Source organism: Lentibacillus cibarius (assembly GCF_005887555.1).
GTDB lineage: Bacteria > Bacillota > Bacilli > Bacillales > Amphibacillaceae > Lentibacillus > Lentibacillus cibarius.
Genome location: NZ_VCIA01000001.1, coordinates 1,558,655 through 1,573,945 on the forward strand (window position 1 = coordinate 1,558,655; position 15,291 = coordinate 1,573,945).

Annotated in this window: 14 protein-coding genes and 1 pseudogene; 3 read left to right on the forward strand and 12 right to left on the reverse strand. The window is 47.2% G+C overall.

Annotated elements, in window-relative coordinates; all coding sequences use genetic code 11:
• The first annotated feature begins 24 nt into the window (after positions 1-24).
• Both FFL34_RS07475 and FFL34_RS07480 read left to right on the forward strand, forming a co-directional pair.
• Entirely contained in the window at positions 25-507 is a 483-nt protein-coding gene (locus FFL34_RS07475) for a hypothetical protein (RefSeq protein ID WP_138602885.1), read from the forward strand.
• A gap of 20 nt (positions 508-527) precedes the next feature.
• The gene (locus FFL34_RS07480; protein WP_234031454.1) at positions 528-701 is read left to right on the forward strand and encodes a hypothetical protein; all 174 of its coding nucleotides are present in this window, start codon (positions 528-530) and stop codon (positions 699-701) included.
• Positions 702-814: 113 nt separating this feature from the next.
• Here the strand turns inward: FFL34_RS07480 and spoIIID are convergent, their stop codons facing one another.
• The 8 genes from spoIIID to FFL34_RS07520 all read right to left on the reverse strand — a co-directional run bounded on the left by spoIIID (position 815) and on the right by FFL34_RS07520 (position 10,250).
• Positions 815-1,102 carry a sporulation transcriptional regulator SpoIIID gene (spoIIID, locus tag FFL34_RS07485; RefSeq protein ID WP_234031455.1) on the reverse strand — a complete coding sequence of 96 codons (288 nt, stop codon included), beginning with the start codon at positions 1,100-1,102 and terminating at the stop codon, positions 815-817.
• Between the two features lie 721 nt (positions 1,103-1,823).
• A complete protein-coding gene (locus tag FFL34_RS07490) occupies positions 1,824-2,864 on the reverse strand; it encodes an AimR family lysis-lysogeny pheromone receptor (RefSeq protein ID WP_138602887.1) in 1,041 nt (346 codons plus the stop codon).
• A 280-nt stretch (positions 2,865-3,144) separates the two neighbouring features.
• Positions 3,145-4,092, reverse strand: a complete 948-nt coding sequence (locus tag FFL34_RS07495; RefSeq protein WP_138602888.1) for a M23 family metallopeptidase — start codon at positions 4,090-4,092, stop codon at positions 3,145-3,147.
• 346 nt (positions 4,093-4,438) lie between these two features.
• Entirely contained in the window at positions 4,439-5,569 is a 1,131-nt protein-coding gene (spoIID, locus tag FFL34_RS07500; RefSeq protein WP_138602889.1) for a stage II sporulation protein D, read from the reverse strand.
• A 427-nt stretch (positions 5,570-5,996) separates the two neighbouring features.
• Entirely contained in the window at positions 5,997-6,968 is a 972-nt protein-coding gene (locus FFL34_RS07505; protein ID WP_138602890.1) for an ABC transporter ATP-binding protein, read from the reverse strand.
• Positions 6,965-7,912 (reverse strand): C40 family peptidase, encoded by a 948-nt coding sequence (locus FFL34_RS07510; protein ID WP_171046322.1) that lies wholly within the window; start codon positions 7,910-7,912, stop codon positions 6,965-6,967. The genes FFL34_RS07505 and FFL34_RS07510 overlap by 4 nt, the downstream gene beginning before the upstream one ends.
• A gap of 144 nt (positions 7,913-8,056) precedes the next feature.
• Complete coding sequence (locus FFL34_RS07515) at positions 8,057-9,181, reverse strand: mandelate racemase/muconate lactonizing enzyme family protein (RefSeq protein ID WP_138602891.1); 1,125 nt, start codon at positions 9,179-9,181, stop codon at positions 8,057-8,059.
• 148 nt (positions 9,182-9,329) lie between these two features.
• Positions 9,330-10,250: a S66 peptidase family protein gene (locus FFL34_RS07520; protein ID WP_171046323.1), complete on the reverse strand. Its 921-nt coding sequence runs from the start codon at positions 10,248-10,250 to the stop codon at positions 9,330-9,332.
• 35 nt (positions 10,251-10,285) lie between these two features.
• Here FFL34_RS07520 and FFL34_RS07525 point away from each other — a divergent pair, with 35 nt between their 5' ends.
• The gene (locus FFL34_RS07525; protein WP_138602892.1) at positions 10,286-10,564 is read left to right on the forward strand and encodes a hypothetical protein; all 279 of its coding nucleotides are present in this window, start codon (positions 10,286-10,288) and stop codon (positions 10,562-10,564) included.
• A gap of 43 nt (positions 10,565-10,607) precedes the next feature.
• On the opposite strand, the gene FFL34_RS07530 is transcribed toward FFL34_RS07525, so the two are convergent.
• The 4 genes and pseudogenes from FFL34_RS07530 to FFL34_RS07545 form a co-directional block, all read right to left on the reverse strand.
• Complete coding sequence (locus tag FFL34_RS07530) at positions 10,608-12,251, reverse strand: peptide ABC transporter substrate-binding protein (RefSeq protein WP_138602893.1); 1,644 nt, start codon at positions 12,249-12,251, stop codon at positions 10,608-10,610.
• 16 nt (positions 12,252-12,267) lie between these two features.
• Positions 12,268-13,275, reverse strand: a complete 1,008-nt coding sequence (locus tag FFL34_RS07535; RefSeq protein WP_138602894.1) for an ABC transporter ATP-binding protein — start codon at positions 13,273-13,275, stop codon at positions 12,268-12,270.
• A gap of 9 nt (positions 13,276-13,284) precedes the next feature.
• Positions 13,285-14,243 (reverse strand): annotated as a pseudogene (locus tag FFL34_RS07540) (ABC transporter permease).
• Positions 14,240-15,175: an ABC transporter permease gene (locus FFL34_RS07545; RefSeq protein ID WP_138602895.1), complete on the reverse strand. Its 936-nt coding sequence runs from the start codon at positions 15,173-15,175 to the stop codon at positions 14,240-14,242. The pseudogene FFL34_RS07540 and the gene FFL34_RS07545 overlap by 4 nt, the downstream one beginning before the upstream one ends.
• Positions 15,176-15,291: the final 116 nt, after the last annotated feature.

The following is a 15,291-nucleotide window of genomic DNA, read 5'->3' on the forward strand; positions in this document are numbered from 1 at the left end:
GTCGATGAGCGGCGCTGTTCCACGATGGGGCAGCGCTATTCCGTTGATGTGCGGGGCTATTCCGTCGATGTGCGGCGCTGTTCCGTCGATGGGCGGGGATATTCCGTCGATATCCGTATCTATTCCGTTGATGCGCGCCGCTATTCCGTCGATACCCACCTCTATTCCGTTGATGCTCACCGCTATTCCGTCGATGCTCACCGCATTCCGTTGATGTCCACCCCTATTCCGTTGATGCACACTCCTATTCCGTCGATGCGCGCCGCTATTCCGTTGATACCCACCACTATTCCGTTGATGCTCACCGCTATTCCGTTGATGCACACCACTATTCCGTCGATGCGCACCTCTATTCCGTTGATGTGCGGGGCTATTCCGTCGATACCCGCATCTATTCCGTCGATGTCCACCTCTATTCCGTCGATACCCACCTCTATTCCGTCGATGTGCACCTATATTCCGTCGATGTCCACCGCTATTCCGTTGATGCTCACCGCATTCCGTTGATGTGCGGGGCTATTCCGTCGATGCGCGCCGCTATTCCGTCGATACCCACCACTATTCCGTTGATGCGCGCCACTATTCCGTTGATACCCACCGCTATTCCGTCGATGTCCGCTCCTACCGCTATTCCGTTTCCAATTTCCAGCCATCAACCCTTCAACGACGCTGACGCAAAAGCAGCCAAAAACCCAGCCTAAACTTGGCTGGGTTTTTGGCTTTGCTTGATCTTAGGAGTTAATTATGGTCTTTGGTTACGATTCTAGCTGTCACACCACCTCCTTAAGGTTGCTGTCGGACAAGGAATAACCGGTCATCCTATTGGTTTGGCGGTTGAGTCTTCTGGCTCTTCTTCATCTACTCTATACTTGTTCCGGGTTGCTTCACCTCCACGGAGATGGCGGATCGATTTGTTGTAACTTAGCACGTCCTTGACTTGGTTAAATAGTTCCGGGCTTACTTCCGGCAAGCGTTCTGTTAAATCTTTGTGGACTGTGCTTTTGGAAACTCCGAATTCTTTTGCTATTAATCGGACGGTTTTCCTCGTCTCCACGACATATCTCCCTATCTTGATAGTCCTTTCTTTGATGTAATCGTGCACACCGTTCGCCTCCCTAAGTTGGATATTTCCGAGGTGTGGGTTGAGACAAGGTGATACAATGTCACGCTGTTCACTCTTCTTTTGGATACGGACTTCTGTGCAGCTGTAGCTGTCGTATATATGGATCAAAACGAGAAAAAATGTACGCTTGAGGTTGATATGTAAGCAGATACAAAAGTTGGTCGGTTGGAAGGAATGCTACACAAGCTCTCACCTCAGACTTTTCTGAATGCTCGATTTGTATCATTTTATTATGTGCTGGCGTGGATTATGATTAAATTTACGTCATTTAGAATAGCGGACATGCAGTATTTTTGAGGTGTCGGGCGATTTTCGAATGATGACGAGCAGGTGGAAACCTTGCTTACGCGGGCGTTCATTGGAAAATAGTGGGATAACCGTTTGAGGATTCAAAAAGAGGATACACGTTTCTGATTCGAACAGATGATACACGTTTCTGAATGGGTGGGATGTCACTCACGTATTGCTTCTCCTTGATGGTGGCAATGCGTTCCCCCACGTTCTTTTCCAGGCCGGTGTGAAAATAGGGAAGGCTTACGTTGGCCGTTGTTTATCCAACTCGGCATGTTATTGCAGTAGCAGATCCGGGTCGCCGGTGAGCACAAGGATCACCTGCATGGCTGTTTCCACCGAGTTTAAAGGGAGAAAACATTACCCTAAGAAAAGCCTTGCCCTATTTTCCATTCGTGGTAGTTGGTATTCAAGCCATATCTAGTTTATAAAGTGCATTGAGTGGCAATCTACTGAAAAAATAGTCGTTTCGTTTTTCAACGAAGCTATTATATGACTGAAGGAGGATGCCTTTACTCCGCTTCGCCATACCTAGGTAGTACAATTTGAACGGACTGTCTATATCAACGTCTTTTAAAATGGTTTCTGCTTTAGCATAATTTCCTTTGGCTAGTTCGATGTGTGCCTGTTCGCTTTTGTCTGTCGTCGTTATGTCATCGAATCTTCCAAAGTGGGCTGATAGAAATGGGATACTCCGCTGCTCAATGGATTTAGCTTGCTTGTCCATCTTTTCCGCCCGGGCAATTTCCAATGCTTTATACAAATGGTATATACCTTGTTCGTACGTGTCATAAACATACGATAGTCCTAAATGGATGTGCATATTTATTTGTGTGCCCGGATTCGTCATTTGGTTCAACGCTTGGAATGCATATTTCCGTGCTACGATTGCCGCATTGCGGAACAAATAGTAGACAAATAAGTGTTGATATAGCCGGATATTAAAAGAAGATAGAAGAAATGGATCATTTATCTTATTAAATAGTTTTTGCTGTTTTTCCAGGAAATTACCAAATTCTCCATATGCGTTTCTCCTGTAATGAACAATAATTTTGATGAATTCAATTAACGACTGCAGCTCTGGTTCATCGGTTTGCAGTCTGTTCGTACGCCTGAGTATTTCATTTGGCGGGTAGCGCTTTTGTTTCTGATCGAGAGTAAGCTGATAGACTGCTGCCCAATGTTGAGTTGACAGATTTTCCGACTCTTTATTCCGATTGATTAATTGCTGCAAATCGTTATCATATCCATTCACGTATAAAAATTCCATTCCCTTTTTCCGGGCATCATCCGAGGAGGACTGCAAACAGTAGCTTCGTGCCACTTGCTGCGCTGTCTTCTCGTCATACTTATGCCGCGACAGCAATAATATTTGCTCAAGGGTTACCTGACTTACATCAGCTATGTTTGGGATTGCATTGGACAGGGTATCGGCTGTTAACTCGGACATGGATATCTCCCTTTCTTCGTGATGCGTGTTGCATGAATAGAACGACAAAATCCAACGCGCTCAAACTAATAGTACCACGATACAAGGTAAAATGTAATAGTATTATTGAAAATTTTGCGAAAAACGGATGTCTATATAGCACTCCCCTGAAGGTGGCTGCATAAAGGCGTTGGGGAAACTAGCATTTGCACTCGGGGAAATGGAAGCATATGGGATGAACGAGCGGGCTCCAAAAAAATAACCCTAGATGTTATACTAGGGTTATTGGTTGATTTATGGTTTATTGGTTGTCTGATGTGGAAGGTGAATCGGTTGGATTTTCACCTTCTGCATCTGGCTTTTCGGTTTTTTCCTCGTCGTTTGATGGTTCTTCTTTATCGGTTTTATCGGATTGGTCGGATGATTCATCGGACTTATCGGATTCATTCTCTTCCTTAGAAGATTCTTCTGATTTCTTGCTGTCGTCTGATTCTGCATTCTTTTCGTTTTTGTCAGAATCGGTGTTTTCCTCTTCCTCTTCGGACTTTTCATCGTCAGTCATGACCTCATCCAGTGCACTGACCGGCTGGTTGAAGAATGTTTCCGGATTAACGGCTTCTTCATCTTTTCTAATTTCAAAATGAACATGGGTGCCATTGTCTTTGCCGAATAGGCTCTCTCCGGCGGTACCAAGCACATCGCCTTGTTCCACTTGATCCTCAGCAGAAACGTTCACCTTGCCGAGACTTGCATAATGCGTTGTTACACCATTTTCATGTGTCAGTGTCACCTTATTGCCCATGAGTGGGTCTTCCTTGACTTCTGTAACTTTACCACTTAACGACGCTTGTACATCAAATGTTTCCCCATCATCAGCAGCGATGTCAATACCGGTGCTTTGATAGTAGCGATTGTTAAAGACAACAAGGGCATTCTCCTGCTCTTTTTGATCTGCGTCGTAGTCATAGTATTTAGTTACGATTTCTGCTTGATCCATGTTCTCAACAGGCCTCTGGATGATTTCCTGCTGATCCATGACAGGCTTTGCTTCCCGGTCATGTTCAACCGGTGTATAATCTTCCGTATCTGGTTCTTCCTGGCTTTGATTCATCTGATTGTCAAGGTTCTGGTACCAGACCACCAACGACAGGAGCAATGCAGCAACCGTCAAATACACTGCTGGAAAAAACCACTTCTTGCGTAAAATGCGACTCCACTTATTTTTTGGAGTTTTGTTTTCTTCTGTCATATGTCATCACCTCAACAACCATTCTGAGCAGAAAAATCAAAAACTATACATTTTATTCATAAAAATTCCCTGGATTCATGCATTTTTCTGTGAAAGTAGGGAAACGTAAAGGAATCAAGCGTGCTGAAACTAGTTTTTATTCCGGCACAACAGCAAAAAAGAGAGGAACGACGAATGGTCGAACCTCTCCTTCTTTATAGCACATAGCATTTTTATGCCATTCAAGTTTGGCGTTTTTGCGATGAACTTTGGCGTTTTCATGCTAAAGTTTGGCGTTTTCGAGGTAAACTTTGGCGTTTTCACGCTAAACTTTGGCGATTTTCCCTAAAATGCTCTTCCCGCATCCTTATTTGGCAACAAGGGTCGGAACGGCGTCGTTGACGGTGCTGATGTCGATTCCTTGGTAGTAGTGTTGGACAATTTCTTTATAAGTTTTCCCTTCTTTGGCCATACCGTTTGCGCCGTATTGGCTCATGCCGATGCCGTGCCCATATCCTTTCGTGGTGAAGATCAGGTGGTTGTTTTTCTTTTCAATGGTGAAGTCGGTGGAGCGCAGTCCCAATGCCTCACGCACGTCTCTACCTGTATATGTTTTGCCGCCAATGTTCAGCTGGCTGACGCGGTTACTATCAGTCCGGGCAATTTCCATAGTGAGTTTTTTGATGTCCGGCAGATCCGTTTTCAGCTGTTTTTCCACTTCCCGAAGTGTAAATATTTGCTGATCTAAAAATTTCGGTGTGTCTTTGTCCCACGGGCTTTTCACACTGCGTAAGTAAGGCACCTCATTTTTCCAATAGTCTTCTGAGTTTTCGGTATAGCCATTGCTTGTGGAAAAATAGGCCGGTGTGATTGGTTGGTCCTTATAGGTCAAAATTTCCCCTTTCGTTGCTGCGACTGCCTTTTTGATTTTTTTCATTTCTTTGTTGTAATCACTTCCCATCGTTTTCCGTAATTCTTCTTCATTATGATAGACTTGATCACTTGTCGTATCAGTGACATCCGGTTTATCTGAATTGTCCTGATGCAACAGGCGATTAACGATGTATGTTCTGGCGGCCAAGGCTTGTGCTTTCAGCGCCTCCATGTCGAATTCCGCCGGGGTCTCGGAGGCGACAACACGGGAAACATATGTCTCCAATGGAACATCTTCCACTTCATCGGTGCTTGCCCGTGCGACTTCAACGGAAAACGGCGACTCCCCAAGTGCGACTTCTACACCGGCAGCACTTCTTTCCACTGCTTTTCCCTCTGCACCCCCGCTGGACATGAATGGGAGAACGACGGCGGTTGGAAGGATTAATATGACCATAAGCAAACTTGTCAGGAACAGAAGGACGGGGATTTTCCATCGTCCGGACGCTTTACTAAGCCAAAGCGGTTTTTTGTTCTTCTGAAGTAATTGTAATTTGTCACGTTTCGCCAGGCTTTTGGGTCGCTTTTTTTTCAAGGTTTTCGGGATGATTGGTTTTTTCTTCATGAACTGCCTCCTTTACCTTGATTGGATAACTTCATCTTCTAGTATTCCTGCTATTAAATTTATACAATTTGGGGTCAAAATAGAACCAGAAAGTGAAATCAGCGAGGCCTTGTTAAATAGTCAGAAAAAAACCTGTGCAATGTTATGACTGCACAGGTTTTTTCCGCGTATTGACGGTTGGGGTACGTAAGAAATAGAGCGATGTAATTTTTTCTGGCATGTTAAGCCACGTCCGGCTACAGCGCCCAGCGACTAGCGCGACTTCCTTCACCTCCGTCCGATAAGTCAACATCGACTCCCTATGGTCGTCGTGTTTCCTTTATCTCCTTCGGCTAGTTAGGAAGATCGGCTAACCCCACCGCGATGCGCGGCAACGCCGACCCACCTGCGACGCGCAGGCGCAGTCCGTACGTCGCTAACCGGGCGCTTACGCCTTTGCTTTATCATGCAGGTGGCAGGCCACGTAATGGTCTGTCTCGACTTCTTTCCATGCCGGCTTTTGTTCCGCGCAAATGTCCATCGCAAATGGGCAGCGCGTCCGGAACACACAGCCACTCGGCGGATTGACCGGACTCGGCAGTTCCCCGTCCAGAATGATCCGCTCCCGACTGTCCTCAATATCCGGGTCAGGGATCGGGATAGCTGATAAAAGTGCCTGGGTGTACGGGTGCAGCGGGTTTTCGTACAGCGAATCACTTGAGGTCAACTCCACCATGTTGCCTAGATACATCACACCGATTCGGTCGGAAATTTGCTTCACCATGGATAAGTCATGGGCGATAAATAAGAAGGTGAGCCCTTTTTCCGCCTGCAATTTTTTTAATAGATTGACAACTTGTGCTTGAACGGATACATCCAATGCGGAGATTGGTTCGTCGGCGATAATAAAATCCGGATCAAGCGCAAGTGCCCGGGCAATGCCGATCCGCTGCCGCTGTCCACCGCTGAATTCGTGTGGATAGCGTTCAGCGTGACCACGATTCAGCCCCACCTCTTCCAACAGTTCAATAACGCGGTCAAGCTGCTTTTTTTTCGATGTATACATCCCGTGAACTTCCATCGGTTCGGCGATAATTTCCTTGACGGTCGAGCGGGGGTTCAATGACGCATATGGGTCTTGAAAAATCATTTGCATCGTCCGGTAGAATTGGAATTGTTCCTTATTGTCCAATTCGTGTACGTCCCGGCCATCATAAAGCACCTCACCCGACGTTTTATCATATAGGCCCATGATGGTGCGGCCGATCGTCGTTTTCCCGCAGCCCGATTCCCCGACAAGCCCGAACGTTTCGCCTTTATTAACATGAAACGTTACATCATTCACGGCTGTCAGCACGCTTCCTTTTCCCACTGCAAATTGTTTATATAGATGATTAATTTGTAAAACACGCGCTGTCATTGGGATTCCTCCGTCTGCTCCCAGTAGCGTCTGGCAGCACAAAGCTCTTTTTCATATTTCGTTCCTTTGATTGATATGATTTCAATCCCTTTTCCTGCCTGCGGTGAATGAAGCATTTTCCCATCACCGCAATAGAAGCCGACATGATGCAGCCTACCTTTTCCTTCTTCATAGGCAAAAAACAGCAAATCCCCCGGCTGCAGCGATTCTATCGGGACGACTTCCCCATCCCGCGCTTGGTCACTGGCATCACGCGGAATGATATACCCATTTGCTTTATGCATCGCATAGGCGAAACCGGAACAATCATAGCCGAACGCACTCATGCCGCCCCAAAAATAACCGAGCCCGAGATGCCGCTTTCCGTCCGCAATAAGCTGCTCTCCCGGCTGTTTTGGTAAGCCTTGCTGTGAATGAAATAGTTGTACGCCTCTGCGTGGTAGAAAACGTGTGCCATGGGGGGTAGCGACACAAATGCGGTCGTCTGTTTCGTGAATGACCGGCAGTATGGTCATATAGCTAAGCTTCATTATTTTTTCCCCTGCTTCATTTTCCAGCCACAGATATTTGTCAGAGACTGCAGCTGACATGGTGCGCTCCCAATCGGATTTATTGACGCGTTCAAGTTGCGCCAGCGGTACCCAGCCCGGATAGCCGCGCTCATCTTTGATAGAGCTTTGCGACGGGATGACGACATGCGCCCATTCGTCGGTTGTTTCTGTAATGATTACCGGCTCCCCGTACAGCAGCTGGGTTTGCACGCGGTCTTCATCAGTCAGCGCAACCGTTGTTTCATACGTTAAACCGGCAATCCACTTGTCAATATCGGTTGGGTTCGTCACCCCATGCCTGTCAATGGTGCGCGGTGACGCTGGTGAGGTCCAAACAGTGGCAACCTGGACCGCTGTCACCCATATGTCATCGGAAAATTGATCAAACATCATGTTCTTCTCCCCCTTTGTGCTGTTTTCGCCCGTACTTTGCAGTTGTTTGTGTCGTGGTGGACGGTTATATCAATATGATTACAATCTATCAACCGGATCTGACGGCGTATACGGTTCAAGCAATGATTGATTAGAAGACAGCGGTCAGCCCGAGATACCGCTATATACATCCACATTCCAGCGCACTGCCTCCGCTTTCATCCGGCTTATGCCGAGACCTGGTTTTTCCTCGAGTCGGATATGCCGGCCATGATAGCTGATGCCGTCCTCCATCGTGTCATCAGCGAGCATCAGCGGTGCATCAAAATCGTACCGCGTTACATTTGGCTGGCTTGCGGCAAAATGTGCTGCGGCCGTGATGCCGATACCTGTTTCAATCATGCTGCCGGTCATGCATTCCACACCATAAACGTCGGCCAGTTTTGCTATTTTCAACGCTTCGTGAATGCCGCCCGCCTTCATTAGCTTGATGTTGATTAAATCGGCCGCGTTTTTTTCCAGCACCATTCTGGCATCATGTGCGGAAAACAAACTTTCATCAGCCATGATTAAAGTTTCGGTGTTAGCTGTCACATATCGCATCCCGTCCAAGTCATGTTTAGGAACAGGCTGCTCAATCAATTCAATGTCCAACCCGAGCGTTTCCATTTTACGGATGGTGCTAATGGCCTCTTTCGCCTGCCAGCCTTGGTTAGCATCAAGGCGAATAGACGGCTCCGGCCCGACTTGCTCCCGAATGGCTTCAATGCGCCGTATATCTGTCAAACTATCATCACTGCCGACTTTAACTTTGAGCACATGAAATCCTTGCTCAATGCAAGTTTGTGCATGCGCCGCCATTTCATCCGGTTGATTCACACTAACCGTATAGTCCGTTTCAAGCGCTGATTGATAACCGCCAAGAAATTGATAGAGCGGCATCCCCGCGTACTGCGCTAAACAGTCATAAATGGCCATATCAACCGCAGCTTTGGCACTTGTATTACCGACTGCACTCCGGGATAAAGTTGCAAATACCTGCTCACGCTTTCGTACCGATTCACCAAGTAATCGTGGTTTAATGATGTTGTTGACGGCATAATCGATGCTTGCCACGCTGTCACCGGTGATCACATGGGTCGGGGGCGCCTCTCCCCAACCGGTGATGCCATTATCACAAGTAACTTTGACAACCACGGTCTCTGCAGTCGTTACGGTGCGCAAGGCTGTTTTAAACGGCGTATGCAGCGGAATCGACGCATACCCAGTTTCGATTGTTCGGATGTTCATTTTGTTATCTCCTTTCGAGAATCCATAGATACGGGCCAGGCCCATCTTGCGGGCGGTGGAATATTGCGCGACTGGTTCTATTCGCTTACCCAGTGCGGCGGATTGTCGCACGACTGGTTCTATTCGGTCGTCCTGGTGCGGCGGTGGCTTATTGCACACCCGGCTCGACCGTTAATGTTTTCGCTGATGTCGATAAAACGGCATGTGCCCCCAGCGGAACGGAAAAATGCGGAAAACAATGACCGATTTTAAATCCTGCCATAACCGGACAGCTGAGATTTGCCAAATAATCGTTAAAAACTTGTTCCAATGAGAGAGACGGCCCTTTATTTGGCTCCGCATCGGCAAAATCACCGACAATAATGCCGGCCGCTTCGTCTAATTTACCCGCGAGACGCAGCTGGTTGAGCATCGAATCGACTCTATATGGCGCCTCACCAATATCCTCCACCAGCAAAAGTTTATTTTTGGTATCAATCTCATATGCGGTACCGAGTGTACTGATTAATAATGATAGATTCCCTCCAACAAGCTGCCCTTCCGCTTCGCCCGGCACAATAACCTCCAATGGGGAAACTTCCTCGGTGTAGTGCAACGTTTTCGGGTAAAATAACTGCTGAAATAAGTTTGCGGATAGTTGATCAAAATCCTTATCAGCAATATCAGATACCGGCATCGGTCCATGAAAGGTGACCAATCCCGTCTGTTGGCGGATGGATGTATGCAGGTAAGTGATATCACTATAACCCCACATAATTTTGGGATGTTTCCGGATCAACTCGTAATCAATTTTATCGGCAATCCGCGCGGTTCCATAGCCGCCACGAGCAAAAAATATTGCTTTGACGGATGTGTCGGCTACCATAGCGTGAAAATCCGCAACCCGCTGCCCATCCGTTCCAGCCAAATATCCATACTGCTCATCAAGTGCTGCACCAAGCAACACGTGCAACCCCATCCGCTCGAAAAAAAGAATCGATCGAGTTAGACGCTCCCCATCAATCGGACCAGCCGGTGCAACCACTCCAATCGTATCTCCCATCTTCAAACACTGCGGTCTCATCCTCATCAAACCTTCCTCCTTGGGCCAGGGGGACAGGAAACTTGGGCCAGTTTTCGCGCGAGTTGCGGGTCGGGCCGCGCGCCTTCCCCCTGTTTTCGCTCGAGTTCAGGACGCTCTCGCTCAAGTTCAGGACGCTGTCGCTCGAGTTCGGGCAGCCGTCGCTCGAGTTCGGGCAGCCGTCGCTCGAGTTAAGGACGCTGTCGCTCAAGTACAGGCCGCTGTCACTCGAGTTCGGGCGTTTCTCGCTAGAGTTCCCCCTCGTTGTTCGAACCATCTCACCCAGGTTTACGCTAATCTTGCATTTCCTCATGCTTCCCTAATCAAAAGGAGGATTTCCGGCTGCTGCCGGAAATCCATGGCATGTTACTCCTTATCTGCCCATTTCAAATCAAGATAGCCTACTGGATGGCGGACAACGCCTGTTACATCATCCTTGTAGATGTATACATGGTTGTAGTAATGAATCGGGAAAATCGGCATTTCTTCTGCCAGTAATTTTTCCGCTTCATACATGTACTCCCAGCGTTGTTCTTCATCAGCTTCCTGCTTTGATTTGGCAATCAGGTCATCATATTTCTCATTTGACCAGCCCGTGCGGTTCATGGACGATCCGGTAATAAAGCTTTCCAGGAAGTTGATTGGATCCGGGTAATCAAAAATGAATGAGCTACGGGAGAATTGCAGATTTAACTGTTTCTGGTCTTCCAAAAAGACATTCCATTCTGTATTTTCCAGTTCTACATCAACGCCTAAGTTCTCACTGAACATATTTTGCAACGTTTCGGCAATTGCTTTATGCGAATCACTCGTATTATACGTCAGGGTCACTGGTGGCAGTTCGTCATAGCCTTCTTCTTGCATTCCTTCTTTCAACAGTTGCTTCGCCTTTTCCGGATTAAACGTTACCAGGTCACCATTCACGTCTCGGAATTCTTTACCTGATGGGCCTGTAAATCCTGGAGATACAAACGCTTTTGCGGCCTTTTCTTTGTTTTTGGTGACATAATTGACAATGTCCTCCTGATTAACCGCCAGTGCAAATGCTTTTCGGATTTTCTCATTCTGAAATGGCTCCATGTTGACGTTAAACCGGTAGAAATACAAACCGCCCTGATCTTCAATCACAACATCGTCCCCGTCAATTAACTTATCAGCCATTTCAGACGGAATTTCCGTCATATCCAGTTCATCACTTTCAAACATCTGGTATTCCGTTTCTACTTTGTTGACCATCGCCCAGTGCACTTTATCCAGATTTACCGTGTCTTTATCCCAATACTGGTCGTTCTTCACCATGGTCATTTCCTTGTCATGCTGCCACGAAGCTAATTTGAACGGGCCATTGGCGACAAAAGCGTCTGCTTCGGCGTACCATTCCGGATTTTCCTCTGCCACTTCAGCGTTTACCGGGAAGAATGCCGGATTTGTCACGAGCTGCAGGAAGAAGTTTGTCGGTGCATTCAAAGTGACTTCCAATGTTTTTTCATCAACAGCTTCTACCGCGACGTCTTCAGCTGACCCGTCACCGGCGTTGTACGCTTCCCCGCCTTCAATGAAATAACCGAGGAATGCTGCTGATGAGCCTGTTTCCGGATTTAAAAGCTGCTTCCACGCATAGACAAAGTCTTCTGCTGTGACCGGATCACCGTTGGACCAGTTCGCATCTTCGCGGAGATGGAAGGTGTACGTTTTGCCTTCGTTCGATTTTTCCCAGTCCTCGGCCATCGCCGGCTGCGGTTGGTCATCCTTACCAAGCCTTGTCAGCCCTTCCATCAAGTTGTTCAGGACGTTCCAGGAGACGGAATCAAATCCAATCGGCGGGTTCAGCGATGTCGGTTCTTCCCCATTATTCATGTACAGCACTTTTTCATCGCTGCTGTCTCCCTCCGCCTGCTTTTCTGAATCATTTCCTTCATCACTATTGCCCTCGTTACCTGAAGATGTGGTACATGCTGTCAGTACGGCGATGAACATCATTGCAATGAACCACAATAAACCCTTCCTCATACCTGTCTCCCCCTTATCATGTTTGATCGGCCGTTTCAGCCAATAATTGTTTTGCCCGGTCATCCTGAAGCCAGCAATCCACTTTATGTGTATCACTAACTTCCGTTTCAACCGGGTAAACTTTATTACACACCTCCATCGCCATCGGACAACGCGCGGTAAACGGGCATCCTTGTGGAGGTGAGAATAAATCCGGTGGTGTTCCATCAATCGGGATTAGTTTTTCCCCTTTCATATCAAGTCTTGGCACGGACTGGAGCAATCCCTTTGTATAAGGATGTTCCGCATGGTAAAAAATTTCACGTCGTGTGCCGGACTCGATAATTTTCCCTGCGTACATGACAGCGATGCGGTCGGCAATTTTCGCGACAACTCCGAGGTCATGTGTAATGAGAATAATCGAAACCCCGGTCTGCGTTTGGATGCGGTCAAACAGTTCCAATATCTGTGCCTGAATCGTTACGTCCAATGCTGTCGTCGGTTCATCCGCGATCAACAGCTCCGGCTCACAGATGAGGGCGATCGCAATGACAATCCGCTGCCGCATCCCGCCACTGAATTGATGCGGATACTGCTTAAAGCGTTCTTCCGGATTGGGGATTCCGACCAGCTCCATCATTTCAATTGCTTTTTCCTTCGCCTCAGCACTTGACGTTTTATGATGCTCGCGTAATCCTTCCATCAGCTGCGTGCCAATCGTCAATGTCGGGTTCAATGCGGTCATCGGGTCCTGAAAAATCATTGATATATCGACACCGCGAATCGAACGCATCTCTTTTTCTGTAACATCGGTGAGCTGTTTGCCTTTAAACGTGATCGTACCTCTCGAAATTTTCCCGGGCGGATCTGGAATAAGTCGCATGATGGCATTGGATGTCACACTTTTACCACAGCCGGACTCACCGACAATCGCAAGCGTTTCCCCTTTATTCAAATGAAAATTGACGCCCCTGACCGCTTTGACGGTGCCACCGTATGTAGTGAATGTCACATGCAGATCGTTGACTTCGAGTATTTTCTCCATCTGTGTCACCTACCTCCTCAGCTTCGGATCAAGCGCGTCCTGTAGTCCGTCACCCAATACGTTAAATGCAAACATCGTAAACGATATGAAAAAAGCCGGGAAAAATAATGTCCACCAGTTACCGGATAAAATTGCCCCAAGCGCATCATTAGCCATGACACCCCAGCTGGCATAGGGAAATTGGATCCCCAACCCTAGAAAACTCAAGAACGCCTCAGCAAAAATGGCAGTCGGCACCGTTAGCGTCATTTGCACGATAATTGGCCCCATTGTGTTCGGGAGCAGGTTCTTCCGGATAATGCGTGGTGTTTTGGTGCCAAATGACTGGGAGGCAAGTACAAATTCAAGATTCTTGATCTGCAGGACTTGGCCTCTGACAATCCTCGCCATCCCGACCCAGCCGGTTACCGACAGCGCGATAATAATGGTCGTCAGGCTTGGCCCCATCACAACGAGAAGCAGAATAACAACTAATAAGTACGGGAGACCATAGAGAACCTCAAAATACGCATCATCACACTGTCCGTGCGCCCGCCTTTATACCCGGCAATACCACCGTAAATAACGCCCACTGTAAAATCTATTAATGCAGCCATGAGACCGACAAATAGAGAAATCCGCGCACCAAACCACGTGCGGGTAAAAACGTCCCGGCCCAATGAATCAGTTCCGAACCAGTGATCCATCGATGGCGGCATGAATTGATTCGGCCGGTTTTGATCCGCAACCGAGTAAGGGGACAGCATCGGGCCAATAATCGCCATGATTCCGAGTAAAATTAAAAAAATGAGTCCGGCCATGGCCAGCTTATTTTTTCGAAGACGGTTCCACGCATCGCTCCAATACGAAAGTGATGGTCGAGCCACGGTTTCAGCCGCTTCCAAATCTTTTTCCTTCCATGAAAACCAATCGTCCGGTATGTCAGCAGGAGAATGGATTGTGTTTGGTTCACTACCTGGCTTTGTCATGATTCTCCTCCCTTTTTATGCAATTTAATACGCGGATCCAATAGACCGTATGCAATATCAACCAAAAACAGCATCAAAATCAAAAATGCACTATAAAATACGGTTGTCCCCATAATTACCGGATAATCTCGCTGATTAATGCTTTCAACAAAATATTTTCCCATTCCCGGAATACCAAAAATTTGTTCAATAACGAATGTACCGGTCAAAATACCTGCCAGCAGTGTACCCATAATAGTTACAACCGGCATGAGTGCGTTTTTCAGTGAGTGTTTAATAATAATTTTCCATGGCTTCAGTCCTTTTGCACGCGCCATTTTGATATAATCCTGGGTAAGCACTTCAAGCATGGTCGAACGCGTCAGACGGGCAATGATCGCCATCGGTCCGGTAGCCAGAGCGATTGTAGGCATAATCATATGCATAGGGCTGGACCACGTCGCTGCCGGCAAAATGTTCAAATTGACAGCTAACACTTGAATGAGCAGTGTGGCCAAGACAAAGTTTGGTATCGATATGCCTAAAACCGCAATCGTCATCGCTAAATAATCTATCATGCCATTATGTTTCAACGCCGCAAAAATACCGAGTATGACTCCGGAGATGACAGCCACGACAATGGTAGCTATCCCCAGTTCAAACGAAATCGGAAATCCCCGACCAAGCAAATCATTCACCGATTCCGTCGGCTGTTTAATCGACGGACCGAAGTCAAGCGTGACAACAGATTTTAAATAAAGGAAATATTGTATGTAGTACGGTTCATCCAAATTATAATGTTCTTTCAGGTTTTGCTGCACGGCTTCATTCGTCGTACGCTCCTCATTCAACGGTGAACCCGGTATCGTCACCATTAAAACGAAAGTAAGTGTGACAATGATCCATAATGTCACCGCCATGATAGCAAACCGTTTAAGAATATAACGAAGCATGTTGTCCCCCCTACCAAACTATTATTAAGAACAGTGGCTAATTACAAGTAGTTTCATAATCACCTGCCCGAAAGCATAGCAATTTAATGGTGCACAAACGAATGATTTAATCCATT